This is a genomic window from Pseudovibrio sp. Ad46 (genome assembly GCF_001623065.1).
Taxonomy (GTDB): domain Bacteria; phylum Pseudomonadota; class Alphaproteobacteria; order Rhizobiales; family Stappiaceae; genus Pseudovibrio.
In genome coordinates, this window is record NZ_LMCG01000085.1 from 1 (window position 1) to 12,027 (window position 12,027).

The 12,027-nt window shown below is 48.8% G+C and carries 10 protein-coding genes; all 10 read right to left on the bottom strand.

Annotated elements, in window-relative coordinates; genetic code table 11:
* Positions 1-1,006 precede the first annotated feature (1,006 nt).
* Complete coding sequence (locus PsAD46_RS28235; protein ID WP_193776998.1) at positions 1,007-1,177, bottom strand: hypothetical protein; 171 nt, start codon at positions 1,175-1,177, stop codon at positions 1,007-1,009.
* Between the two features lie 547 nt (positions 1,178-1,724).
* On the bottom strand, positions 1,725-2,339 hold the full coding sequence (locus PsAD46_RS27010; RefSeq protein ID WP_063291510.1) for a TetR/AcrR family transcriptional regulator: 615 nt from the start codon (positions 2,337-2,339) through the stop codon (positions 1,725-1,727).
* An 11-nt stretch (positions 2,340-2,350) separates the two neighbouring features.
* A complete protein-coding gene (locus tag PsAD46_RS27015; RefSeq protein WP_063291509.1) occupies positions 2,351-3,208 on the bottom strand; it encodes a crotonase/enoyl-CoA hydratase family protein in 858 nt (285 codons plus the stop codon).
* A gap of 316 nt (positions 3,209-3,524) precedes the next feature.
* Positions 3,525-6,749, bottom strand: coding sequence for a 2Fe-2S iron-sulfur cluster-binding protein (locus PsAD46_RS27020; protein ID WP_063291508.1), 3,225 nt, complete (start codon positions 6,747-6,749; stop codon positions 3,525-3,527).
* A 406-nt stretch (positions 6,750-7,155) separates the two neighbouring features.
* Positions 7,156-7,539, bottom strand: coding sequence for a hypothetical protein (locus PsAD46_RS27025; protein WP_063308308.1), 384 nt, complete (start codon positions 7,537-7,539; stop codon positions 7,156-7,158).
* Between the two features lie 225 nt (positions 7,540-7,764).
* Positions 7,765-8,076 (bottom strand): hypothetical protein, encoded by a 312-nt coding sequence (locus tag PsAD46_RS28490; protein WP_208982067.1) that lies wholly within the window; start codon positions 8,074-8,076, stop codon positions 7,765-7,767.
* Positions 8,077-8,311: 235 nt separating this feature from the next.
* Positions 8,312-8,506, bottom strand: coding sequence for a helix-turn-helix domain-containing protein (locus tag PsAD46_RS27035; protein WP_063308309.1), 195 nt, complete (start codon positions 8,504-8,506; stop codon positions 8,312-8,314).
* 34 nt (positions 8,507-8,540) lie between these two features.
* A complete protein-coding gene (locus tag PsAD46_RS27040; RefSeq protein WP_063308310.1) occupies positions 8,541-9,686 on the bottom strand; it encodes a helix-turn-helix transcriptional regulator in 1,146 nt (381 codons plus the stop codon).
* A gap of 186 nt (positions 9,687-9,872) precedes the next feature.
* A complete protein-coding gene (locus PsAD46_RS27045) occupies positions 9,873-11,195 on the bottom strand; it encodes a HAMP domain-containing sensor histidine kinase (RefSeq protein ID WP_208982069.1) in 1,323 nt (440 codons plus the stop codon).
* Entirely contained in the window at positions 11,185-11,889 is a 705-nt protein-coding gene (locus PsAD46_RS27050; protein ID WP_082827085.1) for a response regulator transcription factor, read from the bottom strand. The genes PsAD46_RS27045 and PsAD46_RS27050 overlap by 11 nt, the downstream gene beginning before the upstream one ends.
* Positions 11,890-12,027: the final 138 nt, after the last annotated feature.

Genomic DNA, 12,027 nt, shown 5'->3' on the forward strand with positions numbered 1-12,027 from the left:
CTTTGGTGCTCTGAAAAACGTAAACTAAGTCAGCTATTCCGTAACAGCGTCTTGTTACCAAGACACTCGCGAATAACCGCCGTCCACGTTTCTCTTTCTTCTTCCGTATTCAATTGTCAATGAACAGAGACTTTCGCCTCAATATCCAGACTTACAAGACCTCTTAAAAACCCCGTAAATCCTTCTGTTTTTGTGCCTCCAGAACCGCGCCTCAGTGGCCCGCCCCGGTGGCGTGAAGCGGGTTATAGGGATACCAGACCGACCCGTCAACACGCAAACTCCAAAAAAACAAAACAATCGGGCAAAAACTAAAATTCAAACAATTCAATAACTTCATATATCAACCCACACACCACCACCAACACCACAAAAACCCCAGAAACAAGCCAATAACAACCAGCCAAAACACCAAAAATTAACAAAACCAAAATTTGCACAGACACTGGGAAAAAACACACACCAATCAAGACCACCCCAAAACACACAAAACCTGGCTAACAAAGAACCTCACCGAACAGCACAGAACTCCAAGAGCAACAATGAGAGATGGAGACACACAAGAGAACATGACGAAGCGCAGACAGAGACCCTGGCATCAAACATCCCACACCACCTCCTCTTACAGCTAGCGTCAGAGTGCTGAACAAGCCAAGGTTGGAGCCAAAGAGATCAGCGTCACCAATCAGAGGCAACTCTTAAAGGACAGACACTAGAGAAAGACCAGATGCATATAAAGTGCGCGATAGTTGACCGGTCAGTGTTACAGCCGTGAGCCGTGAGCCGTGAGCCGTGAGCCGTGAGCCGTGAGCCGTGAGCCGTGAGCCGAAAAGCCAAACCAACACACAAAGCGCAACAACAAAAAAACACCTTCAGCAGCCAAAAAACACCACAACGCCAGATTTGAGAGGCTTTGCGTTTTTTTGCGTTCAAACCTGCAATGTTACATTGCTATGTAAAACCAGCAGGTCAAACAGCAGAGTAAGGCCACAAAAGACCTCGCACCAAGTCAGTCCAAAAAACAACTAAGAGCAAGATTCAGCAGCAGACTTATTCCCCATCTGCCAACATCTATTCCCGCTCCAGAAAAACATATCCCCGTACTCAGCACGACAACATCGGCATCGGCATCGGCATCGGCATCGGCATCGGCATCGGCATCGGCATCGGCATCGGACAAACCACAAAGCCAGCACTTTAAATCAAGTCAGCAAAAGCACTACAGCTCATTTAACTCAGCACCCCCAGGTCCAAGAGAACGCTCAATTCAACCCGGCACCGCACCCATCACAACAAGAAGGTTCCGTTTTAGCCCGATACTGCACGCACCACGACAAAAGCGCATTCACATAAGCCTAGCACTTCACCGCAAATACTCCTGTCCAACATGCGACAAGCACAAACAACATTAGCACCCGAAGCAAACGGCCAAACTCAAACTACTTCAAGCCTTCAAATCAAACCAATTCCAAATATCAACCCAATCTCGGCAACCCAATCACCACCAACAAAGACTCAAGGAGAACATTACAGGAATAGACCAAGATCAAAACAAGCTACACTATCAAAGCCAACACCAGACAACCCGACTATCGGTAAAACCCGAGTTCTTTGATAATCGAATAATGAACTTATTGAGTAGATCGTTCCCTGCTACTGGCTAACTTATACTTCACCAAGCTAGAATGCACCATCCGGCTTACACCTAGAAAGGAGGCAAAGGCCAATCACCGACGTAAAAACTGCTCCAACAGGTAGCGCCCGTCATAGTCCCAGTGAGACAACCGACCTGTATGTCCCATCACCAACAACCCCATGCAATGCGCAATCGCACCAGCCGGCCATTCCGGAGACCGACCTCCAGCACGAGCGCACCCCTCAATCAATGCAATCACCCTACTAACTTGCACGTTAAGAACACCATCAAGCTCACGCCCCAATCCAACCCGCTTCAATCCACTGAACACATACAAACCCAAAGCAAGATCATCCGGGCGTTCATTATAGAAATCAAAGAATGCAAGTACACCAGCCTGAGCCTTCTCTTCTATAGATAAGCAGGTTTTAATGGCCTCAGTGACATTGAAATGCAGCTGCTCTAGTGCTTCTTGTAAAACAGCACAGTAAAGCTCTTCTTTGCCATGAAAATAAGGGTAGATTGCACCGGTTGTACATCCGGCAGTTCGGGCAATGGAGCGCATCGAAGCCCCGTCGAGACCTTCTTTTGTGAAAACATCACGTGCAGCATTCACAATGAGCGACCGGCGTGTCCCTCTCAGATGGTCTGCCCGCATTTGGCGGGCATCAACCTTGGTGCTTTCTTGATCATGTAAATCAGGCATCGTTTCTCACATTAAAGAGGCGCATTAATCGGGCGATTAGCGGTCCAATCAAATGTGCCCTGATCACGCTCGCGAACAGCCTGTTTCCAAGACACGTCTTCCGCCCGCTGTTTAAAATTCATGCCTTCAGGGCTATGGCGCGTAATACCATCAAAGAGCGTCGCTATCATTTGCGTCTGGTAAAGCCCCATGGACTCAATCGCTTGGTTGATCATGAGTTTTTGCATCATCAGCTGGTTCACCGGAATACCAGCCATCCGCTCAGCAAGCATTTCAACTTCCTCATCAATTTGATCTAAGGGCACAGCTTTATGGATCAGACCAATTCGCTCTGCCTCTCGACCATCAATTTTGTCGCCAGTCAACAGCATGCGTTTTGCACGTTCCGGGCCAAGCCGATAAACCCACATTGCAGTTGTAGGACATCCCCACACTCGGACCGGCATGTAACCAATATGCGCATCCTCTGCCATAACAATCATGTCAGAACACAGTGCAATGTCGGAACCACCTGCAACGGCGTGGCCATGCACTTTTGCAATGACAGGCCGATAACTGCGCCACAACGACATGAATAGATCTGTGTTTTGTTTCATGAAGGCATAATCCTTCATAGGATCCCAAGGCATTTCCTGAACACCCGGATTACTTCCCTCCGTTTCAGCATAAGCCGTCAGGTCATATCCCGCACAAAACGCAGGCCCATTACCGCCAAGCACAATGACATGAACACCGTCATCTGAGTTCGCCCGTGCCACACAAGCCGCCAGCTCTTGCGGAATATCCATATCAATAGCATTCATCACCTCAGGCCTGTTCAGTGTGATGCGTGCGATACGGCCATCTTTTTCATAAAGTACCTTAGTCATAGTTCCCCCATAACGACTCAATAAAAATATAACACCGTTATACTTGAGGAAATTGGCCAATGGGAGAACCCAGCAGCCCAATCAACCTCTGGAATTTTCAGCCCTTAAAGTTGCTCTAAGTTCGGTTGAGCATTACGGCCCAACAGCAATACGGGCGTAATCCACCGATCTGGATGAATATATGCTCTCGCAATTCAGGAATCTCGACAAACAGCGCGCATTCTAACTTAGCTACAGGAGAGCACTAGAAAGTTATAAGAGGCGGAAACAACAGCTCCCGCCTCAAAACGTCAAAACCACATCATGAAAAATTCGTCTAGAGCTCAAGTCGAAGCTCGGCGCCCTCATTCTTCGCTCGGGAACAGCACAGAACCAGAGTGTCTTCTTTTTCTTTCCCACTCAGCACAAAGTCACGATGCTCCACTTCGGCACCTTGATATTTGGCCGTGCAGACCCCGCAAATGCCATCCGAGCATTTGGTTGGCACTGAAATTCCCTTCTCGTTCAGGACATCAGCTGCGCTCTTGTCCTCCGGGATCTCAATACGCTCACCCGTTGACGCCAGTTTCACAAAGAAGCTTGTGTTGACATAATCACCCTGATCCGGAACCGAGAAATACTCTTTATGCAAGCTCTCCTCAGACCAGCCTTGAGCAGCAGCAGTCTCCAGCACTCCATCCATGAAGACATCCGGACCACACGTGTAAACATGATACCCGTCTTCAAAGTCAGCCAGAATTGTGCTCAAATCTGCCCGTGTTCCTTCACTGGAACAATGAATGAAAGCCTTATCCGCCCAAGGTGCTCGCTGAATTTCATCGATGAACCCAGCCTTGTGGCGATGACGGAAACAGTAGTGCAACTCAAAAGGCTTCCCAAGCACATGCAAACGATGCGCCATTGCAATCATTGGTGTCACACCAATTCCACCGCCAAAGAGTAGGGTTTTCTTTGCATCTTCATGCAACGGAAAATGATTGATCGGTTTGGAAATGAAAACCCGGCGTCCTTCATCGAAGATCCGGTGCATGAGCGCTGAACCGCCGCGCCCCTCTTTCTCTTCCAAAACACCAATCACATATTTACTGCTGTCTGCCGGATCGCCCGCCAGTGAGTACTGGCGCAAAAACTCAGGAGCCACAACAACATCGATATGCGCTCCAGCTTCAAACACAGGCAACGGCGAGCCATCATCCAACATGAACTCGTAGCGCGATACACCTTCCGCTTCCACATCCACCTTAGACAGGCGAACTGCTAAGACCGGAGACGAACTCGCACTGACCTCATAAACAGGAGCCAGGTCATTCGACCCAACAGCAAGGCGGGCTTTGTATTCCTCAGCTGAAATCATATCCTGATAGGCCTTGATCCCTGCTTCCCGGTCCATCATGAACGGAAATGGCCATGGATGCGGCGCAAGATTGGCTGGATACACCGCCAGCGTCTGATCTTCATATTTAAGATCAAGGTCGAGCTGCAATTCGCGCGCATTGGTCTCTTCAGCAATCACATAATTACCATCACCGCTCGCAACCAGATCCCACCACCACTTTTTGACAGGGTTTATGGATCCATTGCCAAGCTTGTCATCCAGCTTGGCAAGAACTTTGGCAGAAGATGGCAGCTTCATTGCTGTCCAGCGGAACGGAGCTTCGCTGAACAATCCTTCAAGATTCCACGGACATGTTTTCATGCAGCGACCACACAAGGATCCCGCTGGCTGGGACACACGATAACGCGCGCACTTCTCAGAGTCTGACTTCCAGATCTCGTAGCCATTGAACATACGTTTCGGCCCAGCTGTGATCGCCCCAGATGGACACTCACGCGCACATTTATTGCAACTTTCGCAAAAGCGTTGCAGGCCAAAATCGATTGGCTTGTCGCAGGTGAACGGCATATCCGTCGTCACCACGCCAGATTTTAAGCGCGGGCCAAGGTAAGGGTTCAGAATAACCTCGCCAATACGGCTCACTTCCCCAAGACCAGAAAGCAGTAACAGCGGTGGCTGAAGAACTTCACCATCAACGACAGAGTGACAGCGGGCCGGATACCCTAGGCGGCGGATTTGTTCGGCAACGATACCGCCAATAATGGAGGTTCGCAGATACGCTCGCATCGACTGTGCGCCGGAGATCCAATCATCTCCGCTTGCGCCCTCCATCGTCTCATGCCCTTGATCCACCAGAATGGAGATCGCATTTTTATGGTAAGGCGTAATTGGCTCACCGCGTGCATCATGAGAATAGTAGGCGTGATCTGGGCAGCGGGATAGGCCAACAGCATCAGCACCAAGGAAATAGAGTGCCGACTTTACGTTGGCCGCGTTTTTATCCGGGTCTACCGCACTCGGCGAAACTTCAGAGGCGGTCTCACCATCTTGCAGCAAGATCAGCGCGGCAAGCGCACGGCGGGCGCAGTACCCCATCGGGTTTTTGGCGAGATACCCCCCATTTTTAGCAGCTTCCTGAAGGGGCTTACCCATATCGCCGAAAAGAGCACGCGCAAACATATCCGTCCGTTTAGGGACACGCGGCACGCGCGGCTCATCAATAAAGGTCGTTGTCTCGTCAACCCGCTTGATCTTCTCAAACGGGAACGCCCCCATGTGGTAATCGCGGCTCTCAAACGGTTTGCGATTAAAGGCATTCTTGAATGTCCCTATGCCCAGCTGCCATGCAGGGCCGTGAGAACTCCAGATATCCGCCAGTTTCCGTGGTGCAAGCGGCTGATCAGGTGTCAGTTCAAGCGTGGTCGTCACAGCCGCCAGTGTAAACTCGCGGCCAACATATGGATTGGAAACGACTGTTTCACCGTCTTTCTCAAGCACCTCCACCAATCCGGCAGAAACCGCCAACCGGTTCAGGTCCACATCAGCACTGCTCGTGGTATGCGCACGCGCCTCGACACCCAACAAGCGCAGGTAGTTGGCCAGAACCACAGCCACTTCAGCCGCGCGGATAGCAGAACGGTGCTCGCAGGTACCCACAATCCAATCACCACCTGGCTCATCAGCTCTCGGCTCACGCGGATGCTCCATTAGCACCACCAGCGCAGAGCCATGATGTGTCACAGGTCCGGGGGTGGATGCGGCGCTGTCGCGGACATCAGCCATGGTCACGTCAATGCCAGCTGCCAGAGTCTTGGGCTGAAAGGTCTGAAGATCTTTTGCGAGCTTATCCAGATCAGGATTACGCAGCGATCGTTCAAGAAAATGATCAGGAACCAGATCACACGTACCCATCATAGTGGCATCGAAGAAATAACCAGCAGCTTTGAGGTGATTAGCCCTCTCCTGCGGATCATCCGGGATCTCTGAGGGCTTGGCGTTGTGTGCCCCATCGCGGATCGCATCCATGATCGCGCTGAAGGATGCCATCGAGTTGCTCAGGATCTCTGGATTATCGGCCTGTGAGAAAACCGTTGGCATCACCTCGGGCACAAGCCTCAGATCAACCACCTCATGCGTCCGCTTCAATCGTTCAGAAGGATATGGTCCAAGATGAACCTTTCTGTTTTTGTAGGAAAACAGACGCATATTACTCTCCCCCGGCCGGCTAGTTTGACGATACTATTATGTCCCGGCTTATTAGTTCTTGCAGCGGCTCAGTCCTCCCCGACCAAACCACTACGAAAATTCATCAATTAACTCTTAGGCATTGCTGAGCTCATGTCAACATTAAGCACCTTCATCACTACGACTTGAAAGAAAACACGCAGCCAGACGACAATATAATTGCCATCAAGATGATCACAATTGAGTTTTTCACTCAAAACACCCAGAATATGAGGATATACTGCCAGCTATCTAAACCACTCCGACAGACAAATCAGCCTCAATGAAATTCATCCGCGTACGCAGTCATAACGACAGCTTGAACCCATAAAAAACCGCTCCGTAATGATGAACCGAACGGTTGCTCATGCGACAGTAAGACGGACTGCTACTTAATTTCGATCTCATATGTGTTCCCACCAGATATGACACGTCCTGCCGAATACATCCGAAATTTGGTCACGACCTTATCTGTGCCCCGAAAGTCTTTATCCGGCGAATAGTACATGATCAGATCGTTCGTTTGTTTACCCGCACATTTACCAGCTGTCTTTGGCAGTGCAGATCGGGACTGCACAAAGCGAACAACACCATGTTCCGGCTTCTTAACAAAAGAGACTTTTGGTAAGGCCGCAGAGCTGCATGTTTCAGGAACGTAATAGCTATAAACGTTAAGTTTTGCAGTACGGTTTGCTGCAACCTGAGACCTGATCAACTCAGCATTTGCACTGAATGAAAACACCACAAACAGGAAGGCACAAATGTATTTCATCGCAATTCTCCATAAATTTAAATCAAAATTATATAAACTAGAGAATCGACAAAGCACAATCAAACACATGTAATATTCATATTGAACACACAAGTAGATCTACTCTTTAATTTCACACCTGTCCTTTACGTAAATCTACATTCACTCAAATAATCGCAGTGATGTTTTAGAATATAAAATCTACTTTTATCTACAAAAGACCATAAACTATTGATTATGCAATGCTCATGCAGATATTTGCAGTACTTTTGCAACCAAATCATCACGCTCTAATCTTCCATCAAGACGCAATACAGGCATTTTGCATTCTTTCAGCCAGGCTTCATGCCTATGCCGGCTCCTGCCAGAAAAATCGAGTTGCTCATACTGCGATGCCCACTGAAAGAAAGCCTCGTGCGTCTCAAATATGTCACCGCCTTCAAGAATGCGATCCCCAAAACGTTCCATTTCTCGTTTTTTCAATCGCTGCAAGCGCTCGTCCTGCGGCACACTGATGAAAACAACAAGCGAGCTTTGAGAGACAAGCTCCTTCGCCAACCCTCACAAGCTCCACTCAAAATCCAACCACCTTCGCCCATCGCTGGTTTCATGAGAGCAGCACGCACTTCTTCAGATCGTTTTACTGCGAAGGGTGGTTCTGTTTGCTCCCAAAAGTAATCATCAGAATCCACATGAGGAACTGACAGAGCATGAGCAAGTCGATGGCCAAGCGTAGTTGAACCTGCGCATGAAGCTCCGAAGACATAAATACGTTTATGCAATGCAAGAACCTTTATTGCTTAGACAATGAGGATGGAACTCGCGCAGCAAGATCACTGGCAATGCGAACAAGCTCGCTTTGAGACTCAAAGCCAGCCTTTTCCGTTATTTGTGCCATATGATTACGCGCAGTATTGTAGCTGACATGCATTTTGTCAGCTGTCTCCCGCATAGACAAGTCAACAACAAGACACAGTTCAGGAAACACTACATCTGAACACCAATCAAATCCTCAGGAACTGTCATCTCACGTTCTGTCGCGGCACCCTTGCAGCCAGGTCACTTGCAAGTCGAACCAACTCACTTTGAGAATTTACAGAAACCTTGTCGGCAATTCGCGCCATATGATTGCGTGCAGTGTTGTAGCTGATCTCCAGAGCGTGAGAGGTCTCCCCCACAGATGCCCCACGAACCAGATACTGGAGCAACTCAGCCTCACGTTTGGAAACCCCAAAATAACGTTGAAGGTTGTCCAACTCCGCCAAGGGCTGGTCACCCGGATCCATTATCATGCAAAGGAGTGGCTGCGGCCCGCGTACAAAGGGCGCCAGATAAGCAGGCGTCTCTGAAAGCACATTGATAGGCATCACAACAAAGAACGGATTGGGCGCCGCCTCACCATTCAGGACCAATGGCCCCAGAGGCTTACCAGAAGTCCGACACCGTAAAATCGCATCCTCAAACAACTTTCGATGTTCATTATGGCGTGAGGAAATCTCTCCACGACGATCAATAAAGAAGCTCTGGCTGGAACTGAAAAATACCTCTGCCTGCTTGTTAGCAAAAGCAACGTGATGCCCTTGATCCAAAATAAACGCCGCACTTGGAATACGATCCAACCAGAAGGAGTAGGCGTCAGTCAAACCACGTCTTTGCTCAAGATGCAACGCAACCGAAAACGCATTCTGAAAATGAGGTCTGACAGTTTCAAGAGTTTTCTCAAGCTGCATTGCATCAGGACCATCAAAATCAGATTGCACCGCTACAGAAACCATTGCCGCATCCATCCCCTGACGGTGGATCATAAAACCGCGAACACGATCAAACACTCCATAATCGCTGAAGACCAGATCAAAGAAATCAGTATCCCGAATTTCATCTTGGCTGATGAAATCCTCGGTATGAATTAAGGCATTCAATGGGGCAAATTTAGCAAATCGGGGCAATGGATTGCTCTGGCCCGCAGCAAGTATTTTTGCTTCCATGTCCTCTTTTGTATTGAGGAAAGTCATGTGATGATATTCAAGCGAGCTGAGTGAGACGATCTTGTAACAGAGCATGGTCTCACGAAAGGACGATGCCATAGGCTCAAACGCCTGCCCAATATCCTCACCAAGAGCGATATTGGCATAAAGCCGCTGGACCATTTCATCGTGTACGCTTTGCATCACCCCACCCGAATCGGACAAACACCCCTTCTGTCTCTACGTAAATTAAATAGTAAAATTTTCAGATATCAATAAAATTGAAGAATATTTTCTTTGAACCGCCATAAATGGAAGATTCAAACTAGAAATACCCTTGTAATATCATGGGGAATCTCAGTTATTCATGACAAATACAAATAATTGAAACTACTCTTTACCAGTATCAGTAGGTCTCAAAACCAGACGTGTGATGATGGCATCCTGTTGTTCTTCAAGAGTAAAATCCCAGCCCATCCGTCGTGCTATGCGTTCGCAAAGTGAAAGGCCGAAGCCAAAGCTTTCCTCATAAACAGAGGTAGCATCCGCTTTGGTGCCAGCTGAAACGGGGTTTTCAATCTCAAAGACCCCATTTTGATAACTAATTTTGATCTCACCCTTTTGGGCATGTTGAAACGCGTTACGGATCAGATTGCCAAACAGGATCAGCAAAGGTGCTTTAGGCAGCTCGGCCTCATCCTCACTCAAATCCAGCACTTCTGTGAGCGGTTTATTGCCCTTCAGATAAGACAGTTCTTCAATGCACCCTACAATTAGCTTTGCTGGCACGAGCTTTTCAACTCGCGGCGGTGCAGAGCTTTCCCTGCCCAGCCAAAGCAAAGTCTCTACAATGATGCGCATGTTCAGATTAGCCCGCTGAATACGCTCCACGGGCACAGTATCCTCAGAACCACTTTCCTGGCTCTTCAGAAGCGCAATATTGCCGGCAATCACCGTAATCGGCGTCCGCAACTCATGGCTCGCATAACGCAGGAATGTTTGCTCACGTTCAACAAATTCAGAAATACGGGAAACAGTGTATGTGAGCTTCACAGCGAGATTATTCAATTCGCGAAACCTGAAGTTGGGCGGTGTCTCCCCTACATTCTCAGCATTCAATGACTGAGCCCAGTTTTCCAGATTCTGGATCGGCCGGATCAACCGCTTAGATAAAATGCGCGCACTCACAAAGGTGGCGAGTAGGTTGACGATCCCTATAATTGCAAAGGCAAGAAGGACCACCTGATCCTCTTCGGAGCCCTCCAGATATTCTTCTGTACTCTCAAGTGTGATGTAAAGGTTGCGGCCATCTTCCAGCGGATAGATGTACAGATAGAGATAATAGGTCTCCTTGCAATTGCCCTCAGCATCACAACCTCGATCTTCATCATCGTAATACAGCTCCAGCGGCTCCAATGGCTCCTCTTTGAAACGACGAGACATTTCAGCAGGCAACGCTTCAAGCGAAAAGGCACTCTGAATAAGGTAGGTCTCAGGCAGCGGAGCATCAGGATTTGCCTTTACGGCCTCCTCGTAACTTTCGCCCAGATCCTCAAGTAGGTAGATGATGCTCTCATCTGAGCCAGCTACAAAGAAGATTGGCAGTAAAAACGTGTAGACCAGCAACAGCAGAATAACGCCCAGAAAGAAAGCGATACCAAGTTCACGAAATATGCTGCGTCCGCGCACTCTGGCTGCTTTCTTACTCACCATCCACTTTCTCCCTCAGGCTATACCCCCCGTTTGCATCTCGGCAGATAATTTCAGATTCGGCAGGGCGTTGGATTTGCTGGCGAAGTTTGTACAAATGCACATTAAGGCTGTTGCTCTCTGGCGGCTCATCACCCCACAATCCACGCTCCAATTGTTCTCGGCTCACCGAGGCTGGGCTATGTTTGCTCAAAATACCCAGGATCTTCCAGGCCGTCGGAGAAAGGCGCAGAACACGATCTCCACGCTTTGCAATATTTCGGGCAAAATCCACCTGCAGATCAGCAACCTCAAACAGCTTCGCCTTCGCGCTCCGCCGTCCGGAAAGCGCTCGCAGCCTCACAACCAGTTCCTCAAACGCAAAGGGTTTGACCAGATAGTCATCCGTCCCGGCTTCAAATCCAGCCAACTTGTCAGAAAGTTCATCACGCGCAGTCAGCATCAGAACTGGGCGATCAATACCTTCCCGCCGCAGCGTTTCACAAACTGTAAGACCATCCATCTTAGGCAACGTCAGATCAAGAATGATAACGTCAAAATAACCCTGCCGCGCAAACTCAAGACCCGCCTCACCATTGTAAGCGTGATCGCAACTAATGCCGTGGATTTTCAACACATCAGCAATCGTTCCAGCCAAATCCAGGTCATCTTCAACCAGCAGTGCAAGCAGGTTTTCAGTCTCATTCGTTGCCATCATTTTACCTGCCAAACTCGCCAATCAATTCTGCCAATTGAACACATCCATACTGTAGCAGTATGTGCCTCACACCCAGCCACATTGTGTTTACAACATATTCCTGTAGAGCAAGCCCAATAACCAACGAGTGAACGCTGC

Coding starts and splice junctions, on each gene's coding strand:
- PsAD46_RS27040 (WP_063308310.1), bottom strand. CDS start 9,686: ATGCAAAGCGTACACGATGAAATGGTCCAGCGGCTTTATGCCAATATC.
- PsAD46_RS27015 (WP_063291509.1), bottom strand. CDS start 3,208: ATGACTAAGGTACTTTATGAAAAAGATGGCCGTATCGCACGCATCACA.
- PsAD46_RS27010 (WP_063291510.1), bottom strand. CDS start 2,339: ATGCCTGATTTACATGATCAAGAAAGCACCAAGGTTGATGCCCGCCAA.
- PsAD46_RS27020 (WP_063291508.1), bottom strand. CDS start 6,749: ATGCGTCTGTTTTCCTACAAAAACAGAAAGGTTCATCTTGGACCATAT.
- PsAD46_RS27050 (WP_082827085.1), bottom strand. CDS start 11,889: ATGATGGCAACGAATGAGACTGAAAACCTGCTTGCACTGCTGGTTGAA.
- PsAD46_RS27045 (WP_208982069.1), bottom strand. CDS start 11,195: ATGGTGAGTAAGAAAGCAGCCAGAGTGCGCGGACGCAGCATATTTCGT.
- PsAD46_RS27025 (WP_063308308.1), bottom strand. CDS start 7,539: ATGAAATACATTTGTGCCTTCCTGTTTGTGGTGTTTTCATTCAGTGCA.